At 67.5% G+C, this 25,483-nt stretch carries 17 protein-coding genes and 2 pseudogenes; 15 read left to right on the top strand and 4 right to left on the bottom strand.

Annotation, left to right across the window (positions count from 1 at the left end):
* Positions 1–33: 33 nt before the first annotated feature.
* Genes AzCIB_RS01545 through AzCIB_RS01535 form a run of 3 tightly spaced genes read right to left on the bottom strand, consistent with a single transcriptional unit; the run spans position 34 to position 3,919 of the window.
* The gene (locus tag AzCIB_RS01545; protein ID WP_050414275.1) at positions 34–1,455 is read right to left on the bottom strand and encodes a B12-binding domain-containing radical SAM protein; all 1,422 of its coding nucleotides are present in this window, start codon (positions 1,453–1,455) and stop codon (positions 34–36) included.
* Entirely contained in the window at positions 1,452–2,657 is a 1,206-nt protein-coding gene (locus tag AzCIB_RS01540; protein WP_050414274.1) for an aminotransferase class I/II-fold pyridoxal phosphate-dependent enzyme, read from the bottom strand. The genes AzCIB_RS01545 and AzCIB_RS01540 overlap by 4 nt, the downstream gene beginning before the upstream one ends.
* The gene (locus AzCIB_RS01535; RefSeq protein WP_232299331.1) at positions 2,654–3,919 is read right to left on the bottom strand and encodes a glycosyltransferase family 9 protein; all 1,266 of its coding nucleotides are present in this window, start codon (positions 3,917–3,919) and stop codon (positions 2,654–2,656) included. Before AzCIB_RS01535 ends, AzCIB_RS01540 begins: the two co-directional genes overlap by 4 nt.
* A 290-nt stretch (positions 3,920–4,209) precedes the next feature.
* Here AzCIB_RS01535 and AzCIB_RS01530 point away from each other — a divergent pair, with 290 nt between their 5' ends.
* From AzCIB_RS01530 to AzCIB_RS24555, 11 genes are all read left to right on the top strand, one after another.
* On the top strand, positions 4,210–5,619 hold the full coding sequence (locus AzCIB_RS01530; protein ID WP_050414272.1) for a diguanylate cyclase: 1,410 nt from the start codon (positions 4,210–4,212) through the stop codon (positions 5,617–5,619).
* Positions 5,620–5,852: 233 nt separating this feature from the next.
* Positions 5,853–8,486 carry a cytochrome c3 family protein gene (locus AzCIB_RS01525; protein ID WP_083446844.1) on the top strand — a complete coding sequence of 878 codons (2,634 nt, stop codon included), beginning with the start codon at positions 5,853–5,855 and terminating at the stop codon, positions 8,484–8,486.
* A 186-nt stretch (positions 8,487–8,672) separates the two neighbouring features.
* Positions 8,673–10,043: a LuxE/PaaK family acyltransferase gene (locus AzCIB_RS01520; protein WP_050414271.1), complete on the top strand. Its 1,371-nt coding sequence runs from the start codon at positions 8,673–8,675 to the stop codon at positions 10,041–10,043.
* Positions 10,044–10,204: 161 nt separating this feature from the next.
* Positions 10,205–11,797, top strand: coding sequence for a B12-binding domain-containing radical SAM protein (locus AzCIB_RS01515; RefSeq protein WP_157058405.1), 1,593 nt, complete (start codon positions 10,205–10,207; stop codon positions 11,795–11,797).
* Between the two features lie 64 nt (positions 11,798–11,861).
* On the top strand, positions 11,862–14,468 hold the full coding sequence (locus tag AzCIB_RS01510) for a cytochrome c3 family protein (RefSeq protein WP_050414270.1): 2,607 nt from the start codon (positions 11,862–11,864) through the stop codon (positions 14,466–14,468).
* Positions 14,449–15,483, top strand: a complete 1,035-nt coding sequence (locus tag AzCIB_RS01505) for a cytochrome c biogenesis ResB family protein (protein WP_157058403.1) — start codon at positions 14,449–14,451, stop codon at positions 15,481–15,483. The genes AzCIB_RS01510 and AzCIB_RS01505 overlap by 20 nt, the downstream gene beginning before the upstream one ends.
* Positions 15,484–15,509: 26 nt before the next feature.
* A complete protein-coding gene (locus AzCIB_RS01500) occupies positions 15,510–16,325 on the top strand; it encodes a formylglycine-generating enzyme family protein (RefSeq protein WP_050414268.1) in 816 nt (271 codons plus the stop codon).
* A 12-nt stretch (positions 16,326–16,337) separates the two neighbouring features.
* Positions 16,338–17,285, top strand: a complete 948-nt coding sequence (locus AzCIB_RS01495; RefSeq protein WP_083446842.1) for a formylglycine-generating enzyme family protein — start codon at positions 16,338–16,340, stop codon at positions 17,283–17,285.
* On the top strand, positions 17,282–18,127 hold the full coding sequence (locus AzCIB_RS01490) for a hypothetical protein (protein ID WP_050414266.1): 846 nt from the start codon (positions 17,282–17,284) through the stop codon (positions 18,125–18,127). The genes AzCIB_RS01495 and AzCIB_RS01490 overlap by 4 nt, the downstream gene beginning before the upstream one ends.
* A complete protein-coding gene (gene ccsA / locus AzCIB_RS01485) occupies positions 18,124–18,948 on the top strand; it encodes a cytochrome c biogenesis protein CcsA (RefSeq protein ID WP_050414265.1) in 825 nt (274 codons plus the stop codon). Before AzCIB_RS01490 ends, ccsA begins: the two co-directional genes overlap by 4 nt.
* A 56-nt stretch (positions 18,949–19,004) precedes the next feature.
* The gene (locus AzCIB_RS24555; protein WP_083446841.1) at positions 19,005–20,180 is read left to right on the top strand and encodes a glycosyltransferase family 87 protein; all 1,176 of its coding nucleotides are present in this window, start codon (positions 19,005–19,007) and stop codon (positions 20,178–20,180) included.
* Positions 20,181–20,792: 612 nt separating this feature from the next.
* On the opposite strand, the pseudogene AzCIB_RS24550 reads toward AzCIB_RS24555, so the two are convergent.
* Positions 20,793–22,259, bottom strand: a pseudogene (locus tag AzCIB_RS24550) (glycosyltransferase); the annotation flags it as partial.
* Between the two features lie 137 nt (positions 22,260–22,396).
* Between AzCIB_RS24550 and AzCIB_RS24950 the strand changes: the two are divergent.
* From AzCIB_RS24950 to AzCIB_RS01460, 4 genes and pseudogenes are all read left to right on the top strand, one after another.
* Positions 22,397–22,558 (top strand): annotated as a pseudogene (locus tag AzCIB_RS24950) (glycosyltransferase); the annotation flags it as partial.
* A gap of 19 nt (positions 22,559–22,577) precedes the next feature.
* Entirely contained in the window at positions 22,578–23,153 is a 576-nt protein-coding gene (locus AzCIB_RS01470) for a glycosyltransferase (protein ID WP_050414262.1), read from the top strand.
* Positions 23,150–24,316, top strand: a complete 1,167-nt coding sequence (locus AzCIB_RS01465; RefSeq protein WP_050414261.1) for a hypothetical protein — start codon at positions 23,150–23,152, stop codon at positions 24,314–24,316. Before AzCIB_RS01470 ends, AzCIB_RS01465 begins: the two co-directional genes overlap by 4 nt.
* Before the next feature lie 185 nt (positions 24,317–24,501).
* Complete coding sequence (locus tag AzCIB_RS01460) at positions 24,502–25,476, top strand: AAA family ATPase (protein ID WP_050414260.1); 975 nt, start codon at positions 24,502–24,504, stop codon at positions 25,474–25,476.
* Positions 25,477–25,483: the final 7 nt, after the last annotated feature.

The raw sequence follows: 25,483 nt of genomic DNA, 5'->3' as shown, positions 1-25,483 counted from the left end.
GCCCGGCCGCGCGCCGGGCTCATTTACAGATATTCAGGCGCCGCGCAGCAGGTACACCAGCGCGCCGGGCGCGCGCGCCAGCCCGGCCACCGACAGGTAATGCCGCCAGTGGCGCGCGAGGTGGCGCGCGACGAATCCCGGACGCAGGTAAAAGGTCCGGTAGAAGCGGCGCTGCAGGGCCGTCAACGCGGCCGGCGGAATGCGGCTGCAGCTGCTCGCCGGCGTCAGGTAGTGGTATTCGGCGCCGTGCGTGCGCCGCTGCGGCGGCAGCTCGCTCCACAAGGGCACGTCCGGATACGGGCGATAGATCTGCATCTGCAGGTAATCGGGGCTGATGCGCCGCGCCAGCGCCAGCGTATCCTCGGCATCGTCCTCGGTCTCGTCCGGCATGCCGACCATGAACAAGGCCACCGAGCCGATGCCGGCCCGATCCAGCCGTTCGAAAGCCGATTCCGTCGCGGCAACCCAGCCCGCACCATCCGCAGTCTTGCCCAGACGCTCGATCAGCCGCGCCGAACCGCTGTCGACGCCCACCTTCAGCAATACCGCGCCGGCCGCCGCGGCCGCGGCCACCCGCTCCTCGTCGAGCTCGTCGGGGCGCGCATTCGCCATCCACGGCAGCTCGACGCCGCGACGCACCAGTTCGTCGGCCAGTTGCAGGAAGCGACCGCGATGCACCAGCAGCGAATCATCCTCGAAGGCGATCGCCTGCGCCCCGGCAGCCTTCAGCGCGAGTACCTCGTCGACCACGTCGCCGACCGAGCGCACCCGCAAGTCCCGTCCAACGCTCTTGCGCACGATGGCCGTGCAATGGCGGCACGGCCGCGGACAGCCCCATGCGGTGAGCACGTAGCCCCACCGCGCCGCCGGCCGCCCGCGCACCGGGAACGGGAACGCATACGCCTTCAGTGCATCGCGCCCGAAGCGCGGGCGCGGCAGCGCATCGGGCGCGCCCACGAGCACGATTTCGCCTGCACCCACGCGCAAGCGGCATTCCTCGCGCAGGGCCGCAAGATCCTCGCCCGCCAGCACACGCAGCGCCAAGCGCGGCGCCTCCTCCTCGGGCTCGCCCGGCACGGCCAGGTCGTAGGCCTCGCTCCAGCCATGAAACCGCGTCCGCGCGACGTGCTGCACCTGCTGCCCGACCGCGATCGTGACGACTCCAGCCGCGCGCAACGCCGCGGCGACGCGTACCGACTCCTCCAGGCACCAGGTCACGGCACGGATCACCGCGACACGCGGTTTCAAGGCCAGCACCCGCGCGACGAACGCGTCGACGGAAAAATCCCCCAGCCAGCCATCGAGCAGCGGCACCGCGACCTTCAGGGCCTCCTCCAGCCCGCCCTGCACGTACATCAGGTCGAGCGCCGGATGCAGGTGGCGCGGATGACCCGTATGGCGCCCCGCCTCGCGGTCGACGCGCAGCACGACGACGGGATGTCCCGAACCGGTCATGGGAGTTCCTCCGCAAGTCGCCGGAGAATGGCGGCCGTGCGCCGCAGACGCCCCTCCGAAAGCCCGTCGTACAGGGGGATCAACACCGCCTGAGCCGCCGCCGTCGCGGCACCGGGACAATCGGTGTAGCCGAGCATCGCCGCGGTATCGTCCATCACCTCCCCGCCTATGCCCAGGTCCAGGCCGTGCCGCTGCGCCGCGGCACGCAGGGCGCCGATGTCGCCCTGAAAGCGCGCGACGAAGTTGTAGAACGCCGGCCGGCCGAAATCACCGCGCCGCTGGGTGACAAAACGCGGCGGCAGGCTGCGCGCGAGCACCTCCCACTGCGCATCGAGGCGCTTCTGCCGCGCCTGTGCCCGCTGCAGCTTGCGCAGGCCCAGCCGCGCCTGGAAGCCGCTGAACGCAGCCGCCGTCCCGCGCACCCGGTCATGTGCCTGGCGATAGAGGCGGTCGAAACCGCCGCCACGACGCGCCGAAAACATCACGCGCGCGGCGATCGCGTAGGCGGGGCTGCGCACCGCAAGCTCTTCCGCGAACTTCAGCAGCATCTTGCGCACCGGCGGCCACTCGCGTCGTGCGCGCCCGGCCAGGCGCGCCCGCGTCGCGGCCGCCAGCGCCTCGTCCGCCGTCGTCAGGACGCCACCGCCGAACGCCGCCACGGCCTTCGTCGCCTCCAGGCTGAACAGCGCGGCGCGGCCGAAACTGCCGGCCGGACGGCCGTCGATCGACGCCCCGAAGGCATGCGCGCAGTCCTCGACCACCGCAATGCCGTGCGCATTCGCAAGGGCGCAGATGCCGCGGATGTCGCACGGCGCGCCGAGCAGATGCACGACGAAGATCGCACGCGTGCGCGGCCCGATGCGGGTGGCGACGCTGGCGGCCGTCATGTTGAAGCTCGCCGGATCCACGTCGGCCGGCACCGGCACGATGCCGCGCGCGCGAATCAGCGGAACCAGTTCGCCCAGCGTATAGGCCGGGATCACCAACTCGTCGCCCGCGCCGAGCCCCAGCCCGTCCAGGATCAGGCCGAGCGCATCGCGGCCGCTCGCGGTCGCGATCGCATGCGGCACGCCGACCGCGTCGGCGAAGGCGCGCTCGAAAGCCGCCACCTGCGCCGCCGTGGCGTCGGCCGACCCCCACGGCGCACGCAACGCGTCCGCGAGATCGCCCCACTCCAGCGGAATGCGCCGGCGCGGAATCACGCCCCGACCCCGGCCAGACCGTCGCTTTGTACCAGCCGCGCCGGCCGCGCATCGAGCACGCGGCACAGCGCACCGAACACCTCTGCGACCGAAATCCGCTGCATGCACTGGTTATCCGTGCAGCGCGTGCGCCGCTGATTGCCCGCATTCACGCACGGCGAACAAGCCAGCCCGGCACTAATCACGGTCGCATCCCCCAGCGGCCGGAACAACACCGGCGTCTCGGGACCGAACAGGGCGATCACAGGCAGGGCCGTAACCGCGGCGAAGTGCGCGGGCCCCGAGTCGTTGCTGACCAGCGCGGCGCCGAGCGTAAACAGCGCCGGCAATTCGCCGAGGGCGAAGTGCCCCGCGATATCGACGCAGCGCACATCCCCGACCTCGGCCGCGATCGCCGCCGTCGTCGCCCGGTCGTCCTCGGCACCGATCAGCAGCACACGCACCTCCGCATGGCGTGCGAGCGTCGCGCGTACCAGCGCCACGAAGTGTGCTTGCGGCCAGCGCCGCTGAGGCAGCATCGCGCTCGCGTTGGCATTCACGAACACGATGCGTTCGTCGCCGACCGGACCGCCCCCAAAGCGGGCCAGCCTGTTCCGCACCGCCGCCAGCTCGTCCGCGCCCAACTCGCGCCGACGCACGCGCGGCACCAGCATTGCCGCCGGCAGGCGTGGCGCGGGCGGCACATCCTCGGCGAACAAGGCCTCGACCAGCATCAGGTAGTTCTGTGCCATGTGCAGCTGCGGATTGAAGGCCAGCGGATGCGTATACAAGTCGCCGCGATACAGACCGACCCCTTCGAAGCGGTGGAAACCCGCGCGCCGGCGCACCCCCGTCAGCAGGCACAAGGCCGCGGTCAGGCGCGAGAACAGTTCGAGATCGACAAGCGCATCGATGCGCGCCCGGCGCACGTCGCGCAGGAAACGCCAGGCATCCGCCGCCAGCATGCGCAGCGATCCCGTGCGGATCACGAACACCCGCTCGGGCGGCACCGTACCGGCAATCGCGAGGCTGTCGCGATTATGCGCAAAGGTCAGGCAATACGCCTGCGCACCGCTGCGCGCCGCCAGCGCACGCATCGCCGGATCTGCGAGCACCATGCTGCCGGATTCGGCCAATTGCACGAAGAGCACGCGGCGCACCGCCTGTTCCTGAGCCCGCGTTCGCCACCACGCACGCACCGCCCTGCGCAGTCCCGACAGCGCGGCACACAGCGGCACACCGAGCCAGCGGTCCATGCGGCGCATCGCCTCAGGGCCGGGCACGACCACTCCTCCGACGCAGATCGCCGTTCCGCTGCGTCATCTGCGCCGGCCTCGAATTCATTTCGAAGACATGCGTGCAATCGCATGAAATACGCATACAAACAGGCAATTCAGGTGATGTCGAACGGAGCGGACTATACCGCGCTTTGCCCCCGCCGTCGCCTGTCGCCACAGCCCGAACGCACGTGACCGGAATCACGCCAGACACGCCCCGATCCCGCTAAAATGCCGCTGATCGCAAGCCAATGACGGGAGTGCGGTTATTGTTCACGCACTCGGAATCTGGTCGAATGAGCGAAACCCTGGTCTCAACGGAAACCCCGGCTCGCGACGCCCGCGCATCGCTCCTGCATTCGCTCGTTGCCCAGTCGCCGGCCCTGATCGCGATTCGCGGCAATGACGGCACCTACCTCTACGCGAACGAGGCCTTCGCGCAGATGCTGAATCTTCCGGCCGAATCGCTACCGGGCAGGCACGAAGACGACGTGCTGCGCACCGCCGGCGTACCCCGGGTCCTGCGCATCGGCAACGGCGCATCCGTGGAGGTCACGCACAGCGAAGAAGAAGCCATCGTGGGACTGCGCTCGCGCCGCTTCCTCATCACGCGCTTCCCGCTACGCGCGGGCGACGGCGAGATCATCGCATCGGGGATGATCGCCACCGAAACCGGCGCACGCACCGGCGCCATCGCCAACCCGGCCGAGTACGCCGAGGCGCGCCACGCAGAGCTCCTGCACGCCCTCGAACAGATGGAGCGCCTCGCCTACACCGACCGGCTGACCGGTGCGTGGAACCGCCGCCATCTCGAAGACGCCGCCCTGCTGGAAATGTCCCGCGCCGAACGTCACGGCCACTCCGTCTCCCTGCTGGTGCTCGACGTCGACCACTTCAAGGAAATCAACGACCAACTCGGCCATGCCGTCGGCGACTACGTGCTCGTCGAGCTCGTCCGCTGCATCCGCGGCGACATCCGCCGTGCCGACACCGTCACGCGCTGGGGCGGCGAGGAATTCGTCGTGCTCGCGCCCGACACCGCCCTGCGCGAAGCCGAACAACTGGCACAGAAGCTGTGTGCGCGCGTGGCCGAGGCGCAACTGTCGAGCGCACGACCGGTCACCATCAGTGTCGGCGTCGCCGAATACCACAGCAGCGAAGGCTTCGAGCACTGGCTCGCACGCGCCGACCGCGCGATGTACCGGGCCAAGGATACCGGACGCAATCGCGTCGTCTCCGACCCCTATTCCGCATTCGCGAGCGACGGTACCCGCCTGGCAAGTTCGCCGGTCGAGCTGGTGTGGCGCGAAAGCTACCGCAGCGGCAACGAGCGGGTGGACCACCAGCACCGTCAGCTCTTCGAACACGCGAACCGCCTTCTGCACGCCGTGATCTCGCACGCACCGCGCGCAGAAGTCCTCGAAGCGATGGAAGTCCTCGTCGAAGACATCACCGCGCATTTCGCGGAAGAAGAGCAGCTGCACGACGCCATCGGCTATCCCGCCCGCGTGGCGCATGCCGCCGAGCACGGACACCTGCTCGCGCAGGCCACCCGGCTGTTCGAGCGCGCCCGGCGGGACGCCGAGCTCCCCATCGCGGAGGTATTCCAGTTCCTCGCCTACGACATCGTCGCCCAGCACCTCGTCGGCGCAGACCGGCAATACTTCCCCTACCTGGAAACGCCCCCCGCCTCCGCAGCGCGGTAATCCGCGCGTAGCGTGCAAAACGGATACGTTTCGGCGCTTTGCATTCGCCAGACCGTGCCCGATAATCGGCGAAAAGAACGAGCCTTGCACAAGCAAGCGTGACTATCCGTCCCTGCCCGCCGGGCCGGGGGGAACTTGCAACCCCGATTCGGCGTCGACATGGGGCCGGTCTATTCGGGCCCGCTCCGGATGGCGTGCGGGCAACCCAACGGTCAACGCACACCCGACAGACGATGAACGAGCCCATCAACGATGGCCCCCCCATCGGCGCACCGCCACTGCGGAACCGCCGAGCCTCCGCTACCGCTGTAGCCGCGACCCGGCACGCCGGCCACACCCCGCACCGGGTTGTCGATACCCGCCGCTGGGTCCGCGCACTGCAGCGCACCGCACTCGCCCTGCTCGCGATCGCCTGCATCACGCCCGCATCGGCACAGCAGTCGAAGATCGCCAACACCAAGCACAACCTGTCCACGTCCGGCTCCGGCACGGTCAAGGCCAACACGGAAAGCCAGATCTGCGTGTTCTGCCACACGCCGCACGCCGCCAATGCGAGCGCACCGGCGCCGCTGTGGAACCGCGAACTCTCCAACGCGACCTACACGCCCTACACCTCGAACTCGCTCGACGCGCAGACGATCTTCGGGGCGCTGTCGCAGCCCGGCGGCAGCTCCAAACTGTGCCTTTCCTGTCACGACGGCACGATGGCGATCGGCACGGTCGGCGTGCTGGGGGGTAACACCAACGTATCGGTGACGATGAGCGGCACCGACGCAGGCAAGATGCCCGCCGGTCCGCAGGGCGCAACTTCGGGCTTCACGCGCAATCTCGGCGTCGATCTGCGCAACGACCACCCGATTTCCTTCACTTTCAACGACACGCTGGCTGCAGCCGACGGCGAACTGCGCCGCATGGACGCACAGCAGCGCCACCCCCCTGCCAGCGGCAGCGTGATCGGCATCCGCGGTCCCGGCCTCAAGCCTTTGCTGCCGCTGCAGCCGACCGGCACGGCCGGGGCCGGACAGGTGCAATGCACGACCTGCCACGACCCGCACCTCGACGTGTCGAAATTCCTGCGCCTGAACCGCTTCCAGAGCGCCAACCCGGCCGGCGGCGCGTTCAATGCCGCCTCCGACCAGATCTGCCTCGGCTGCCACGACAAGCTCGGCACCGCCTGGTCGCAATCCTCACACGCCTCGCAGACGATCGCCGACGAGCAGTACAAGACCGACTCCGCGAACCGCCGCGAATTCCCGACAACGACACAGGTCTGGCAGGCCGCCTGCCTCAACTGCCACGACACCCACGCCGTGCAGGGCACGCGCCGCCTGCTGCGCGAGGGCATCAGCGGCGCCACCGGCGGCACCGGCGTCGGCAGTTTCAGGACCGGCTCGACAGCCGCGCCCAACGCCGTCTCGGCAGTCGAGGAAACCTGCTACCAGTGCCACACGACCTCGGGCGAAAGCATCATCGGCACCGCCACCGGCACCGTACCCAACATCAAGACCGACTTCAGCCTGCCGCGGCACATGCCGATCACGACCGCGGAACAAAAATCCGGTGTCGAGAGCCACGACATCAAGGACCACAACTTCGCCGAAGACCGCACGACGCTCGGCCAGATCGACGTGAACAACCGCCACGCCGAGTGCACCGACTGCCACAACCCGCACCGCGTCACGCGCAACAGCGTGTTCAACCTCACCGGCACCGACCAACGCACCCACGTCCCGGGCGGTGCGAACGGCAACATCGCGTCGGGCGCGCTGCGCGGCACCTTCGGCGTCGAGCCGGTCTACGGAACGCGCAGCTTCTTCGCACTGCCGAACAGCTACACGGAAAAGAGCGGCGATGGCGGACAAGGCGCCGCCACGGCCGTCACCAGCCCGTGGGTGACGCGCGAATACCAGGTGTGCCTGAAGTGTCATTCCGATTACGGCTATCCGGACGACAATGTCTATCCGAGCGGCATCCGGCGTCCCGAGCTCGGCGCACCCGGCACGCCCTCCGGCAGCGCGGTCACCGAAAGGAACAACTACACGCGCTACACCAACCAGGCGCGCGAATTCCAGGCCCCGATCACGCACCAGGGTGCCCCCGGCCCCCTCGGCACCGACGCCGGCGCCGGCACAGCCTACAACAGCGGCAACCACCGCTCGTGGCATCCCGTCATGGCCAACACCGGGCGCACGACCTCCCTGCGCAACAACGCAAGCGCCAACTCCTGGCTCGCACCGTGGAACTCCAGCGTCGGCACCAACACGATGCATTGCACCGATTGCCACGGCAACGCCACCGCGGCCGGCACGATCACGCCGACCAGCCCGAACCCATGGGGGCCGCACGGTTCGACCAACAATTTCCTGCTGAAGGGCCCGTATAACACCAGCACCGGCAGCCCCGACACCGGCGCCCTGTGCTTCAAGTGCCATTCGACCGTGTATGCCAACGGCGGCGGCACGACAGGCTTCCGCGGCGGCGGCCGGGGCGACCTGCACGCCTATCACCGCGAGAAGATCGGCAGCATGCGCTGCAACTGGTGTCACGTCGCCGTCCCGCACGGCTGGAAGAACAAGTCCTTCCTCGTGAACCTCAACGACGTCGGCGCCGAGGCCGGCCAGGTCGGCAGCAAGGAGGTCGCGATAAACGGAAGCTCCGACAACTACAGCGAAGGCCCCTACTACCGGCGCGCCAAGCTGAAGATCGTCAATTTCCGCCAGAACGCCGATTGGTCCGACAGCGACTGCGGCTCGTCGCAAAAGGCAGTTGGAGATCGCATTCCTGCGAGCAACGGCAACACCTCCAACAACACCAATCCAGCCACCGGCAAGGACTGGATGACGAACACCTGCTCCAATCCGCCCTAAGCTGTGTCCGGCGCGGTGCCGCAGCCGCGCCGGGCCGGCACCGCGGCGACTGATCCTCGTCAACAAGTCGCATGACGACTGTTGATAGAGTGCGCACACCTTTCCCGGGCCACCCGCGAGCGCCTTGCTCGCGCGGCATGCGGCCCCGCCGCAACCACCGCGGCGTGCACACTCCGAGTCGCCGCCATGACCACGAATACCTCCCCCGACACCCAGCCCGACCCCGTGCGCGAGCGACTCGCCGAACGCATCCGCGCCATGATCGCCGCCGGCATCGACGCCGACCGCGCGCCCTTCGACGCCCTCGCACCGGAAATCTTCGCGTGGCAGTTCGAGCGCAACATCCCCTACCGCGAATTCTGCGAAGCCAAAGGCATCACGCCCGCCCAGGTCACCGACTGGCGCCACATCCCCGCCTTCCCGACCGACAGTTTCAAGACCGCTATCGTCACGTCCTTCCCGCCCGAACAGGCCGTGATGGCGCAGATCACCAGCGGCACCACCGCCAACCGGCGCGGCCAGATCTTTCGCGACGACATCGGCCGCGAGCTTATCCTCACCGCCAACCGCACGATGACCGGGGCCTACCTGTTCCCCGACTTCGCGCGCGGCCAGCGCTGCCGCATCCTCATCCTCGCCCCCAGCCCCGAGATGGCGCCGTCGATGGGCATGGCGGTCGGTATGGACGAGACACGCCGCCACTTCGGCACCCCTGACAGCCGCTTCCTGCTCGACTACTCGGGCCTCGACATCAAGGGGCTTATCGCCGCGCTGGAAGAATCCGAAGCCACCGGCGTCCCGCTCGCGATGATCGGCTCCACCTCGGCCTTCGTGTATTTCTTCAACGCCTGCAAGGCGCGCGGCCTGCGCTTCCGCCTGCCCACCGGTAGTCGCATCGGCGACGGCGGCGGCTACCGCGGGCGCTTCGGCGAACTCACGCAGGACGACTACTTCCGCCTCGCCGGCGAGGTCCTCGGCATTCCGGCCTCGCACTGCGTGAACGTGCTCGGCATGGCCGAGAGCGCCACGAACTACTTCGACGACACGCTGCGCGCCGCCGTCCAGGGCCGGACCTCGCAGCGCCGCCGGCTCACCCCGCCGTGGGCGCGCGTCGCCGCAGTCGGCCTCGACGACCTGCGCCCCCTCCCTCCCGGCGAAGTCGGCCTGCTGCGCCACTACGACCTCGCCAACCTGCCGACCGTGCTGGCCGTGCAGACCGACAACCTCGGCTACGTCGACCATGACGGCAGCTTCCAGATCGTCGGTCGCGCGAAGCTCGTCGATGGCAAGGTCACCCCGCTGCCGAGCGAACGCGCAGTCGGCCCGATGGGCGACAAGCGCATCTTCCGCTTCCTCGAGGCCTACGTGAATTTCTCCATCCGCTTCAAGATGGGCCTCGCCCGCGCACGCAAGCCCGCAGCGGCCGACAGCGCCATCCCGGCGCCGCTGCCGATGACGCCGCCCGTATGCCCGTGCGACGAGTTGAGCGAGGAGATGCTCGCCAACCCCGTCCCCCGCGTGGACTCCGCCACCGACTCCACCGCCGCAGCGCGCTGATCCGGCGCCCTTCCTGCCCCCTTCCCGCGTACCGGCCCCGTCGGCACGCGGTTCCGCCATGCCTTCGGCAATGCCGTTGATGTACGTCAAACGCCTCGGGCAGGTGCTCACCTACCATGCCGCCGGTAGTCTCCCCCCGACACGTCCGCACGCAGAAAACAATGAAAACCAACGGCTCCCCGATCACCTTCACCCCTCCCCCGCGCACCGGTCCCGCCACGCCGCGGCAACGCAAGATCAAGCGCGTCGCGCTCGTCACCGTGCCTTATCACTCGGGGGTCGTGGAATCGGCCGGTACCTGGCTCAACGTTGGCTTCGTCTACATCGCCGGCGCCCTGCGCGAAGCGGGCTACGAGGTCGACTACTACGACGCGATGTCCCTGTGGCACGACGAGGCCCAGATCCAGAAGCGTCTCGAGGACTTCCGCCCCGATGTGGTGTGCACCTCGGCTTTCACCGCCGCGATCGTCGCAGCGACGAAACTGCTGCGCCTCGCCAAGGAAATCGACCCGGAGATCGTCACCGTCATCGGCAATGTGCACGCGACCTTCTGCTACCAGGAGATGCTGCGCATCGACAACGACGCGATCGACTTCGTCGTGCGCGGCGAAGGCGAACTGACGCTACCCCAGCTGCTGAACTGCCTCAACGCCGGCGACGACCCGGCAAAAGTCGCCGGCCTCGCCTTCTGGCGCGACGGCGGCGTCATCGCGACCCGCTCCGCCCCCTTCATCCGCGACCTCGACTCGCTACCCACCGCGTGGGACCTCGTCGAGTGGCCGATCTACAAGTACCGCGCCAAGAACGACGCGCGCCTGGCGATCGTCTCCTCCGCGCGCGGCTGCCAGCAGGACTGCTCCTTCTGCTCGCAAAAGCTGTTCTGGCGCCGCGGCTGGCGCGCCCGCAGCGCCGAGAACTTCGTCGCCGAAATCGAAATGCTGCACCAGAAGTACGGCGTGCAGGTCGCCATGCTCGCCGACGAGATCCCGACCTTCGACCGCCCCCGCTGGGAGCGCATCCTCGAACTGATGATCGAGCGCAAGCCTGGCGTGCGCCTGCTGATGGAAACCCGCGTCGACGACATCGTGCGCGACGAGGACATCATGGACCGCTATGCCGAAGCCGGCGTCGAACACATCTACGTCGGCGTCGAGGCCGGCCAGCAAGCCACCCTGGACCTCTTCAAGAAAGGCTCGAAAGCTGCCGACTCGCGCCGCGCGATCGACATCATCAACGGCTCCGACATCGTCTCCGAGACCTCCTTCGTGCTCGGCATGCCCGGCGACACGCCCGAGACCTTCAAGGAAGCCGTCGAACTCGCCAAGCTCTACAACCCCGACATGGCCTTCTTCCTCGCGATCGCCCCGTGGCCTTACGCGGACCTCTACCCGCAACTCGAGGCCCACGTCGCGACCAAGGACTACAGCAAGTACAACCTCGTACAGCCCGTCGTCAAACCCGACGCGATGACGCTCGAGGAAGTCGAACGCGAACTGGGCCGCGCGTCGCGCAACTTCTTCATGCACAAATTCCAGAACCTCGACCAGCTCTCGGAGTGGAAGCAGGAGTTCATGCTGGCGGTGTTCGACATCCTCATCAACCACTCCTACCTCTCGGGCCAGATGCAGGAAATGGCCGCCGGCCAGCGCATGCCCGAAGCGGTCAAGCAGATGCTGCGCAAGGTCAATGCCACGCGCCGCGACCTCAAGGTCCAGGCCGGCGCCGAGCCGCGAAACTTCGCACCGATCCCATAATCGTTTAGCATTAACCGTTTCGCATCCCAGAGCGCGCCCAAATACCCGCGGCCATCAAAAGGTTATGAAGAATTTCCCTAAATTCCATGCCCTGCTGCTCATCGCTGCGGCGCTGTTCGGACAGGCCACGCTGGCACTGGCCCAGAACACGAATGCGAAGGTCTCGAACACCAAGCACAATCTGTCGACCTCCGGCCCCGGAACGGTGAAGGCCGCGACCGGCGCGAGCGGCACCGACCAGATCTGCGTCTTCTGCCACACACCGCACGCAGCGAATGCCACCGCTCCCGGTCCACTGTGGAACCGCACGCTGTCTTCGGCCACCTACACGCCCTACACCTCGAACTCGCTCGACGCCGAAGACATCCTCAATGGCCCGATCGGCCAGCCCGGCGGCGCCTCCAAACTGTGCCTGTCCTGTCATGACGGCACACTCGCGCTCGGTGCGGTCGCGAACTCGCCCGGGAGCGGCACCGGCAGGACCCTCTCCATGGTCGGCACGCCCGACGGCAAGATGCCGACGGCCGGCAATACGACCGGCTACACGCGCAACCTCGGGATCGATCTCACCAACGACCACCCGATCTCCTTCACCTTCCAGAGCGCAGCCCCCGACACCGACACCCTGTCAAAACGTGACGGCGAATTCCGCTCGCCGCCCTATTCGGTCGTGGTTGCGGGTGAGACGAAGACCGTGGTCGGGATTCGCAGCCGTGGCACCAAACCAATGCTGCCGCTCGACCACGAGGGCAAGGTGCAGTGCACGAGCTGTCACGACCCCCATCTCGACGCAAGCAAATTCCTGCGCCTGAACCGCTTCCAGACGGCCAGCAGCCCCGGGACAAGCTTCAATCCGAGCACAGACCAGATCTGCCTCGGTTGCCACGACAAGAATAAGGATCGGACGGGCGCCGCCTATCTCGCATGGTCGAACTCGGCCCACGCCAACTCCAACGTCGCCACTCCGGCGTATCAGGGCACGGCTGCAACGCAGCGCGAGTTCCCGGCGAGCATCAAGGTATGGGAAGCCGGCTGCCTGAACTGCCACGACACCCACACCGTCCAGGGCTCGCGCCGCCTGTTGCGTGAGGGCACCGACAACGCCTCCGTTCCCAAGTCCGGAGGCAATCCGGCAATCGAGGAAACCTGCTATCAGTGTCACACCACGACAACGGCAAGCATTCTCAACGTAGCTGCGATGACCGCGAGCACCGGCGTACCGGACATCCGCACCGAGTTCACGACCTCGGGCAACAAGCGCATGCCGATCTCGAACACCGACCAGCCGGCCAGCGCCGAAAGACACGATATTGGCGGGAATTTCACCGACGACGTCTTCGTCGACTGCAGCGGCCCCACCAACAAGTGCGGCGCGGACTTCATCGAACGGCGCTCGCTGCTCGGCGCGGGCAACCATGCCAACCGCCACGTTGAATGCACGGACTGCCATAACCCGCACCGCGTGCTCAAGAATTCACTCTTCAATGGCAAAGGTCTTTCGACGCGTCGAACGCATGAACTCGGCGGAGTGAACGGCAACGTCGCGTCAGGTCCCCTGCGCGGCACCTGGGGTGTGGAACCGACCTATCCGGCCCTCACCACCAGCACCGATTGGCCGAATCAGCCGACGACGTATGCGGTCAAGCGCGGCGACCCCGGCGCCAACGAGGATACCGCGCGCAGCAACCCGTTCCTTACGCGTGAATACCAGCTGTGCCTGAAGTGCCATTCCGACTACGGCGCCGGCACCTCCTTCCCCGCACTCGGCAGCTATACGGGGGGGACCGCCAGCGGTACGAACGGGATGTCCACATACACGAACGTCGCCGCGGAGTTCGCCGTCAAGGCCACCGATCCCCCGACATCTGGCGGTGATCAGGGCGAGCAGGGCAATTCGGGCACCGCCTGTAGCGGAGGCGATTGCGATCCCAACGGCACCTCGCCCATCGGCGGCGGCGCAACCGGAAACAACCATCGTTCCTGGCATCCGGTAATCTGGCCAACCGGACGCGATGTCGCCGAACGCACGCGGAGCGGCACCTCGATGGACAACTTCCGTCCGCCGTTCAACGGCACCAAGGTCGGAACGCAGACGATGTACTGCTCCGACTGCCACGGGCATTCCGGCTCGTGGACACAGGGCAGCACTGCGAGCGACGCGACGAATGCCCCCAATCTGGCGAAGGTCCAGGGGCCGCACGGTTCGCCGCAGAACTTCATCCTCAAGGGCGTCTGGGACCTGACGGTGACCCCGAGCGCGACGCGCGACACCAACACCAGCGGCGGCATCTGCGGCCGCTGCCATAACCCGAACGCCAACAGCGGCTTCGACGGCAGCGCGTCGGAAGCCTCGCACTCCTTCACGACCAAGAGCTCCCGGCCGTGCATGCGCTGCCATATCGCCGTGCCGCACGGATGGAAGAACAAGGCCTTCCTCGTGAATCTGGAGTGCGTCGGGCCCGAAGGTGGGAAGGCAACCGGCTGCACGCCGGTCGGCAACAATACCACCGACGGTACGAGCACCAGCACCGAAAACATCGCCCCATATTACAACTCGGCGGCGCTGCGCATCCGCACCTGGCAGGCGAGCGGACAATGGACGGAGACCAGTTGCGGCGCACCGAACTACGGTGGCAAGGACTGGATGTCCGATGTTTCGGGTTGCCAGTGAGCGGCTCGGCCGCTTCGGGAGTGCCGGCGGCATGCCCCGTTGGCTGACTGCGCTCGCGTCGCCCAGACTCTCCGCTGCCTTTTTCGTCGTGATGGCCGGCGCCGCGCTGTGGGCCAAGGCCCCGGAGCGCAGCGCGACGCTGGCGATGCTGGCACCGCTCTCGCTGCTGACCCTGAACCTGATCGCGGCAATCGTCACCAACCGGCGATTCCGCGCCGACCTGCCGCTGCTCGTGTTCCATCTCGCGCTGCTGGCCCTGATTTTGGCGCTGGTGGCTGCACGCCTGACCTACTTCGAGGGCCAGGCAACCGTCACCGCCGGTACCGCTTTCGACGGCAATCTGCTTGGTGAGGAGCACGGCCCCCTGCACGATCGAACGATTGCCGAACTGCGATTCACCAACCTCGGCTTCACGGAAAACTATCCCGAGCGGGGTCGCTACCAAACAACCTACAACCGGGTCCGCTGGCAAGCGGCGGACGGACGCACCCACGTTGCGGAAATCGGCGACGATATCCCGCTCATCATCGACGGCTACAGGATCTACACCAGCAGGTATCGCGGCTTCTCGCCGGTATTTCGCTGGCAGGCCGCCGACGGCTCGGAGGACTGGGGCACCGTCCAGCTGCGCGACAGCAACAACGGCGCTTTCGCCGGCGCAAACGAATGGACGCTGCCCGACGGCCGCACTGCGTGGCTGATGGTGGACGCCGAAGCCCCGGCACGGACCGAAGGGCCGAGCGTACGGACCAATTTGGGAGCGGGCAGCGACGCACAACAGCTCGTTCTCCGCATCGGCGACAGCCGTAGCGTTCTCGCACCGGGCGACCAGCTCACGCTCGCGGGCGGCGTTCTCACGTATGTGCGACTCGATTCGTGGATGGGATACCGCATCATCGCCGACCCCACCCGCCCCTGGCTCATCGGTGCCGTCTTGCTCGGTATCCTGTCGCTCGTATGGTTCTATTCACGCATTCTCGTCCGCCCCATTCCAGCCGCCTCTTCCATCCCATGAAACCGACAAAATCGACATCTGCGACCATGCTCCTGGCCTGCAGCCTGATCGCGGCATCCGCACACGCCAGCAGCGAAATCAAACCACGGATATGGCAGGAACCGCAGACCGGACTGGAATTCATCCGGGTTGAAAAATCCTGCTATCGCATGGGCAATGACACCAGAGTAGCTCCGGATGCGGACGGTGGATGGGGTCGCCTCAACTACACGCAGTCCCTGTCGGCCGATGAAGCACCTGCGCATGAGGTGTGCCTCGACGCATACTGGCTGGGCCGGCACGAAGTGACGCGCAAGCAGTGGAAGCGGGTGATGGGCTCTCTGCCCGACGGCGACGAGACATTGCCCGACAATCTCCCGGTCACGCGGGTCACGTGGGAGCAAGCCAATGCCTATGCGGAACGCCTCACCTCGCAGCACAAGAAGCGCTTCCGCTTCCGCCTGCCGACCGAGGCCGAATGGGAATTTGCCTGCCGCGGCGCAACGCCTGCGTCGCTCGACAAGAACGTTCCTACGAATGGGGATGAACTCGCACGCATCGCCGTGGCCGCGGTCGAGGCTCCGGTACCGCCCGAACCGGTAGGCAGCCGCCCAGCCAGCGCAGCGGGCTTCTTTGACCTCCTGGGCAACGTCTGGGAATGGACTTCGGACGATTACGTCACGGACGCTTACGCGCGGCACAGCCTGTACAACCCCCGCACCGGCGCAGGCCTCGACAAGGCCGTCATCCGCGGCGGGAGCGTGCGCACGGAATTTGTTCAGACCCGCTGCACGATGCGTGGACGGTATCCCAAGCACGACACTCTCAACCTTCTCGGACTGCGCCTCGTGCGCGAAGAGTGAGGACCAGACGCCATGACACCATTCCGCCACCTTGCCGTCCTCACCGCCACCCTCTCCGCCATCCTCTCGTCGGCGCTCGCCCTGGCTCAAAGTCCGGCCACGCAGCTTCCCCGGGAAGTGATGATCAACGGCGTCGAGTTCGTCCACATACCCGCCGGCAACTTCTGGTACGGGGTCGAAAACACCGACTATCTGGACAATCAAAAGCCGGTGAACGGCGAGCACTACCGCGACGTGCAGATCTGGCTCGACGGTTTCTACCTGGCGAAATTCGAGGCACGCGCCCGCGACCTGAAGCGCTTCCTGGAACAGCCGGGCCTCAAGCGCCATGCCAAATATGCGGGCGAGACGGAAGGCTGCTCGCTGACCGGGAGCGCAACCGCGGGTTACACGCTCAAGTCGCCCGAACAGGACCTTCCCGCCACCCACATGTCGAATGAACTGTCGACCGAGCTGGCGCAGTGGCTCGGCTTCCGCTTGCCGACGGAGATGGAATGGGTCAAGGGCGCCCGCGGGACCGACCGGCGCATGTTCCCCTGGGGGGACGAGTATCCGGACGACACCTTTGCCGGCTTCAAGTCTCATGCCGGCTGCAGCCCGGCCCCCGTCGACTCCTTCGCCAACGGCCGCTCCGCTTATGGTCTCTACAACATGGGCGGCAACGTGTTCGAACATGTTGCCGACTGGTACAACAACGCCCACGATCTGGCACTGCGGGATGGTATGCGTAATCCGCCTTTGGCCAAGAACGCCACCGTCGGGGCAGACCTCAGTCATCCCATGCGGGTTCTGAAGGGTGGACGCTGGTCGACCCACGCCCAAGGCATGTCCATCTATTCCCGCACGTTGCACCACCCCGAACGGGGGTTCATCTGTTTCGGCACGCGCTTCGCGATAGACGAATCAGTGGTTGCCAGACTACTGCAGGCTGGCACCGCCAAAGTGATTGCCGAAAAATGAACGACAAGCGCATTGAAGGCTCGACCGCGGTGCGCGACTACCGCCGGGGCGCCATCCTCGCGGTCCCGTTCTCGATCGCACTGCTTGCCACCGTTGTCTCGCTGCTGCCGGGTCGCGGCATCGAGTCTGCCTCATCACACGCCGATACGTCCGCATTTCCCTCGCTGGCGCCACACGGCCCCGCGCAGTTCCGTTCAGACGAAAAGGAGCCGGATCGCCCTGCCGGCCACCATCTCAGTGTTGATCCGACACAGGACCGGGCAGGTCATCTCAGCGAGGTGCGTCGCGTGACGCTGGATGCGCTGAATGGCATGGCGCGCGAACTGCTGAAAGCGGGCAAAGCCGACGAAGCCGCTCAATCGCTGCTGAAGGCGATGTACCTGGCCCCGGACGATGCCGATGCCTTTCAGCTCATGGGCGACGTGATGATGCAGCGTCAGCGCTTCGGCGAGGCCCGCGAATACTACGAATCAGCGATCGACCGCGACCGGCTCCGCGCCGAGGCCTATTTCGGCCATGCCAGTGCGTCCGAGGCAATGGGAGACCTCGAGTCCGCACTGGGTGGCATGCGCAGCTACCTTCACGTCGTGGACGACAAGGACCCGTTCCGTCTCAAGGTGGCGCAAGCACGCTCGGCAATCTGGGAATGGGAATCCAAACTCGGGCGCGGACCGTGGGGACCGACGCAGGGCATCCCGCCCGGATTCACCGCAGCCGAATTGCGCCGCGACGGCAAGGGCGTCGGCGCCAAGATGCCGATTCCCGGGACGGCAGACGAGAGCGGCGTGACGAAGTATGAGATAAAGCACGCCGACAAAATCAAGATGTACGACAAAGAATGACTGATCTGCTCCAGACCGAACTCATCGCCTTTTGGGCGTCCGTCGTTGCATACAGCCTCGCCACCGTGGCGGCCATCAGTGCGCTCGTGTTCCGCCGCGACTGGTCGCGACTGATCCTCACCCTGCTGATAATCGGCTGGGGCGTACATACCGTCGCGTTCGGCGCGCGCTGGGTGCGGATCGGCCATCTTCCGGTCATCAACACCTTCGAGATGCTCTCGGCGAATGTGTGGGGGCTCGTTGCCGCGGTGTGGCTCGGTTATCTGATGCTGCCACGGGTGCGCGCCTTCGCCGCCTTCGTACTTCCCGTCGTGACGATGCTGATGGGCTGGATGATCCTGATCCCCATGGACGAATCCTCGCTTCCCCCGACCTACCGCACGGTCTGGCTGTTCATCCACATCATCTTCCTGAAGATCTTCCTCGGCGCCGCCTTCGTCGCCCTCGGTATCGCCCTGATCACGATCTTCCGCAAACTGAACCCCGGAGCTGCGACGCTGCAGCGCCTGCCTGCGGACCGCGAACTCGACGCAACCGCTTACCGCTGCATGGCCTTGGCGCTGATCTTCGATACGCTGGGCATCGTCGCGGGCGCAATCTGGGCACAGGACGCGTGGGGCCGTTACTGGTCGTGGGATCCGCTGGAGGTGTGGTCGCTGGTGACCTGGCTCGCGATCGGGCTGACGCTGCACGTGCGGGCGTCCTTCCGCACGCCGCCCCTGACGAACTCGCTGCTGGTCACCGGCACCTTTGTCATAGCCTTCTTCACCTTTTTCGGCATCCCCTTTGTCACGACAGCGCTGCACAAGGGGGCGATCTGAACGCCCCAGGCTTCACGTCGGGACTGCGCCTCCTGCGCTTCACACTTTGGCTGGCGGTGGTCGGGTACGCGCTCTTCATCGGCGCCAAGATCACAGACGGGTATCGCAACGCCGCCCGCGGCGACACGCCGCTGTTCACCGATTTCACACCGACCTATGCGGCGTCGATGATCGTACGCGAACTTCCGGCCGAGTTCGTGTACATGCAGCGCACGATGGTGGCAGCCGGCAAGGAGGCCGCGCGTCGAATCTATGGCGATCTCACGGACGAGCAGGCCAGGGTCGTCGGCTTCGCGCCGTGGATGTATCCGCCCACCTTCATCCTGCTCGCGCTCCCGCTCGCCTATCTGCCCTACCTGGCCGCGTGGGCAGGATGGCTGGGCATCACCGCCCTGCCCTATCTGCTGACCCTGCGGCGAATCCTTCCGGACCGCCTTGGCCTGCCCTTCGCGCTTGCGGCGCCACCGGCATTCTTCAACGTGATGTACGGCCAGACCGGTTTCCTCACCGCCGGGCTGATCGGGTCGGGTCTGCTGCTGTTGCGCGGGCGGCCGCTATGGGCGGGCGTGCTGATCGGCCTTGCGAGCGTGAAACCGCATTTCGGCGTGCTGATCCCCTTCGCGCTGCTCGCGGGCGGCCACTGGCGGGCCTTCGCCGCCGCGAGCGCAAGCGTGCTGGCACTGATTGCGCTCAGCGTCCTGACGCTCGGCGACGATCCATGGTTCGCCTTCATCGGCACCAGCCTGTTCCATATCGAGGCCTTCTCGGTCGGCGCCTTCGCGCTGCCCGCGATGGTCACGCCGTGGTCGGCAGCGCGCCTCGCGGGGATGACGGTCGAGCAGGCCTGGGCGCTCCAATCGCTCGTCAGCGCACTGATGCTGGCGATCGTCACGTGGGTGTGGTGGCGCGGCCGGCGACATGCGGAATCGCACGGGCTGCAGGCGGCGGTGCTGTGCCTCACGACACCGCTCGCGTTGCCGCTAGCCTTCCTGTACGACCTCGCGCTGATCGTCCCTGCAGCCGCCTGGCTGTTGTCCGACATGCGGCGTCGCGGCGCGGGGCGCGAAGAATACTGGCTGCTCGCGGGCGGGCTCTCGGCGCTGCTCGGTGCAAAGGAACTCGCCAAGGCGACTCCCGTCCAGATCGCGCCGTGGATCCTCGCGCTGCTGCTGGGACTCGCGCTCTACCGCTTCCTCTCCGCCCTGCCGCGCGACGAAGCTGCCGCGACGTGAGCCAACGCCGTGCAGCAGGAAACGCGGCAAGGTCCACGGGCGATAGCTCATGGTCGCGAAGATCGCGCACTCGAAGGAGCAGCGACATTGCGTGTTGCGGATGTAATCGGTGATGCGGTGCGCCTGCGAGCTGCCCAGGAGCGCGCGCAGGTCGTCGCCGTGCTCGGCGAGCCGGCCGATGATGAAGTCGTCGTGCGGCAAAGCATCCTGCGGACGCACGTCGCGGATCATCTCGCAGGGCAGCACGGCGCCATCGGCGCGAATCACCGCGAGCCGCCGACCGGCGAGGCAGCTTCCGCAGGGCCAGGGCTCGTCGGGCGAGCGCACGATCGTGAACATCGCACGGTCGAGCAGCGCGAACAGGCGCGACAGGCCGGTCGCGCCGCCGTTTGCAGCGGCGACGTCGGCGCTCAGTCGCGCGTAAGACGCGTCATCAGGCCCCTGGACTGCCGGATCGGCCGGTGTGCCGCGCAGCCGGGTGACTTCAAACTGGTCCAGCGGGAATCGCCGCAAGCGGGCGAGAACCGCCGGGACATCCTGCGCGTTCGCCGCGGTCGCCGCGATGCAGGCGTGCACCCGCAGCTGAGGCAGCCATTGGCGGGCCTCGCACAACAGGCGCAGCGACTGCTCGACCTTCACGAAGAGGCCGGGCACGCCGCGCAAACGGTCGTGCGTGGCGCCCACCCCGTCGACCGAAACAGTCACCATGACGCGCCCGAACGGCGCAATGCCGGCGATACGCGTCAGCAAAACCCCGATTTTTTCCGGGTAGGAGCCATTCGTGGAGACGCTGAACGAGCGCACGCCGGCCCGGTAATAGGCCGCGATGATCTCGGCGAGGTCGTCGCGCAACAGGGGCTCCCCGCCGGTGAGGGACAGGTGGCCGATCGGTCCGGTGCTCGCCGCGACGCGGCGGATGCGCGCGAGGTCGAGCTCGGCGTCGCGTCCGATCGCGTGCCGCTGCGGCATGTCGAAACAGTGGCCGCACAGCGCGTTGCAGCGATGCGTCAGGAACTGGATCAGGTAGCCCGGCGAACCGCGCGACACCAGGCTGCGGAGGTAGGCGAACACGACCGCGAGATCGATGGCCGCGCTGTGCACGCCGCGCCCCGCAATGTCCCGCACCGCCAGCAGGCCGCCGGCGACGATGGCGGCGCTGGCGGCGGCGTGGAATGCAAGCCCCGGCAACACGAAGCCGAAGCCGTGCCGGCGCGCAAGCTCCCGCGCCAGGGCGCGCGCCTGCCAGCCTGCCACACCCAGCAGCAGCAAGGCGGCGACCAGCAGGCCGGGGAACACGATGCCGCATGGCGCGAGGAGCAGCCCGAGGACCAGCGCCCCGCGCCCTATCCCTTCGCCTGCCCCGCCCATCATTGGATTGAAGCTGCGGTAGCGGCGAATGAGCTGCAGGTAGTGGCGCGTGCGGGGCACGAGTTCGCGCACGTAATCGAGGCAGCCCGGCTGCCGGTGTTCGACACGCAGCTCACCCGACAGCCACAGCTGGTGACCGGCCAATGCCAGCCGGCATCCCAGGTCGGGATCTTCGAGCGCGACACGGCGATCCTCACTGAAGCCGCCAAGCTCGAGGAACACGGCGCGGCGGACCGCACACACGGAGCCGCCAAGGCAGCCCGGCGCGCTGCGATCGAGACTTCCGCGACGCATCACGGTCTCGCACGCGTCGAGGTAACGCGCGAAGCGCGCGCCGCCCGGGTTCTCGTCGTGGTAGCAGCCGGAGAATGCGTCGTACCCAGGATGACTGACGCTCAGCTCCACGCAGCGCCGCAGGAATTCGCGATCGCGGATGCGCGTGTCGGCGTCGAGGAACACCAACCACTCGCCATGTGCCGCGCGCGCGCCGGTGTTGCGCGCCGCCCCCGCTCCGGCACAGCGCTCGTGGCGCAGCACGCGCAGCCCCGGGCGGCGTGCAAGCAGCTGCGCCGTCCCGTCGGTCGATCCGTCGTCGACGACGATGACTTCGCAGCCGTCTACGCCGCCGAGCCGCTGAGCCTCGAGCGAATCGAGCAGTCCGTCGATGAAGGCCGCAGCGTTGTACGCGGGGATGACTATGGAAATCTTCATGCGCTTGACGTTTGCATGAAACGTTTCTGGATCCGGGGAGCGTGGGCCTGTATTCTACGCGCCCCGGCAGACGCGTCCCTCCCCAAGCGTACGATCGCCGTGCGCCCGTCGCAGCCATTCCCAGGCAACGAGTTCCCATGAAGATCGTCGTCGTCATTCCCACCTATAACGAGCGCGGCAACATCGGGCGCCTGATCGGGGAGGTGCACGCCACGCTTGCTGCGCCGGACCGGGATGTGCACGTTCTCGTGGTCGACGACGAGTCCCCCGACGGCACCGCCGCGGAGGTCCGCGCCTGCGCCGCGCGGCTGCCCCGACGTGTCGCTGCTGAGCGGGCGACGCTCCGGTCTCGGTGCGGCTTACGTGCGCGGCCTGAATCACGCGCTGGCCCATCACGCCCCGGATGTCGTCATCCAGATGGATGCCGATTTCTCCCACATCCCGTCGGATCTGCCGCGCCTGCTCGCGGCCATCGAAGACGGCGCCGACGTCGCGATCGGCAGCCGCTACCTCGACGGGAATCGCACGCCGCAGGACTGGGGCTGGCGGCGACGCCTCCTCTCCCGGGCCGGTAATCTGGTCGCGCGCCACTGGCTGGGCCTCGCGCCGGTGCGCGACTGCACGGCCGGCTTCCGGGCGTGGCGAACCCCGGCGCTGCGACAGTCGCGCTTCGCCGACGTGAGCGCTCAAGGCTACGTCTTCATCGTCGCAATGCTGCAGAACGCGGCCCGCGCGGGCGCGAACATCCGCGAGGTTCAGGTGCATTTCCCCGACCGCAAGGTCGGCACTTCGAAGCTCGGCACGCGCGAGATCGCCGAGTTCGCGCGTTGGGCACTGACGCACGGCGCGCCGGCCATGCCGCGCGCCCGCCTCGCGGAACAGCAGGCACGATGAATACCTCCCTGATGCGCATCGGCCTTGCGCTGTGCCTGGTCCCGGGCCTGCTGTTCGGACTTTCCCTGCTGCTGGAACACCGCGCCTGGCTGTGGGATGCGACGGTGTATCGGTGCGCGATCGAGGCGACTCTCGCGCATGGCGACCCCTACCGTTTCGTCGGCGACTGCACGGGCTACTTCCTGCCGCATACCTACCCCTACGCCGGCACCCGTCTCCTGGCCGGACTCGCGTCGGTGACCGGCACGGCCGTGCTCGGATACCTCTACGTCCTCGCGTACGCGGGCGGCGGCGCCCTGTTCCTGTACGTGGCCGGCCGTCTCGGCGGATCGCCCTCGGCGGTCACCTTTCTCGTGCTGGCACCGGCCGCAGGCGTGTTCGTATCGGAGTTGGTGTCCGGAAACATGGGCGTACCGTTCTATGGCGCCCTGTCATGGCTCGTCTGGCGCGGAGCCGGAGGACGGCCCGTCACGGCCTTGGGGGTCGCGATGGCGCCGTTCAAGCCGCTGTATGCGGCCTATGTGCTGCTGCCGTTCTTCCAGCGCCGCGAGATGCTTCTCCCGCTCGCCGGGGCGATCACCGTCGCCGCGTGGTACGGCGGCGATGCGCTGCTTTTTCCGGCGCATTTTGCGGACTGGCTGCGCACGGCAGTGGAACACGCGAACGAGGTGCCGGGTTTCGGCTTCTCGATGCTGGTGCGCAAATCCGGCCTCGAACTGCAGGGCGGGCCGTGGATCGTCGCGGCCTACGCCGTGTGGGCCGCATTCGTCCTCGTGCTCACGCTGCGCGCAGTCGAACGTGCACCGACCCCGCCGTTGCGGGCATTCGTCGCGATCGCCGGCACGGCACTGCTGCTACCACGGCTGAAGGAATACGACTGTCTCATACTGATCCCGCTCGCCCTGGCGCTGTGGCCGACGCTCGACGCACGCGAGCGGCGCGAATGGCTCGGCCTGGTCGGCGGTTTCGGTATCGTGCTGCCGGCCGCGATCTGGTGGCTGCGCAAACTCGCGCTCATCTGGGGGACCGGTCCGACGACGTGGCGGAGCCTGGTCGACATGCGCTGGCTGGTGCAGAACCAGGGCGCCTTCCTGTTCGCAGCACTGCTTGCCGCCCTTGTGTGGCTCGCCTTCCGCTCGCGTGACGTCACGAGGCCGGCATGACGGTTCCGGCCAGCCTGACCACAGCGCCCCGCGGCGACCCGGGCCGGGCACGGTGCCTGCCTGCACCCTGCGTTACAATTCACCCTGTCTGCGGGATGGTGTGACGCGCACCTGCGCTGCACGCCGGCCCGTTCCGTTCCCGACTGCCCCGCCGCCTGCGACGCGACGCGTCCCGCTCCACGCCCATGACACTCGACAACGCCTTCCTGACACTACGCCGCACGCTCGAAGGCGCCGTGCTCGGGCAGGCAGCCCTGGTGGAGCGTCTGCTGGTCGCGCTCCTCGCCGACGGCCATCTCCTCGTCGAAGGCCCGCCCGGTGTCGCGAAGACGCGCGCCGCCCACGCGCTGGCCTCGCTGATCGACGCCGACTTCCATCGCATCCAGTTCACGCCCGACCTGCTGCCGGCCGATCTCACCGGCAGCGAGATCTTCCGTCCGCAGGATGGCAGCTTCCACTTCGAACACGGCCCGCTGTTCCATCACCTACTGCTCGCCGACGAGATCAACCGCGCACCGGCCAAGGTGCAGTCGGCGCTGCTCGAGGCGATGGGCGAACGCCAGGTGACGATCGGACAGACGACCCATGCCCTGCCGCAGCTCTTCTTCGTCGTTGCAACACAGAACCCGATCGAGCACGAAGGCACCTACCCGCTACCCGAAGCGCAGCTCGACCGCTTCCTGATGCACGTGTGCGTCGGATACCCCGACGCAGCCACCGAGCGCGACATCCTGCGTCTTGCCCGCGCCGAAGCGCAGGCCGGCATCGCATCCTCGGCCAGCCCGGCCCTGCCACCCGTCGTCACGCAGGAACAGGTATTCGCCGCACGCCGCGCCGTGCTCGACCTGCACCTGAGCCCCGACCTCGAGGACTACATCGTGCGGCTCGTCGCGGCCACGCGCACGCCGGAACTGTACGGGCCGGATCTAGCGGGCGCCTTGCGTTTCGGCGCGAGCCCGCGGGCGACTATCGCGCTCGACCGATGCGCCCGGGCGCGTGCGTGGCTGCATGGGCGTGATTATGTGTCGCCCGACGACATCCAGGCGCTGGCGCCGGACGTGCTCCGCCACCGCATCCTGCCCGGCTGGGAGGCGATGGCTGACGGAATGAACGCGGACACGCTCGCGGCGGCGCTGCTCGAGCGCGTCCCGGTGCCGTGAGCGTGGC

Origin of the sequence: Azoarcus sp. CIB, assembly GCF_001190925.1 — a bacterium.
Taxonomy (GTDB): Bacteria; Pseudomonadota; Gammaproteobacteria; order Burkholderiales; family Rhodocyclaceae; genus Aromatoleum.
This window is presented reverse-complemented; position numbering and strand designations above follow the sequence as displayed.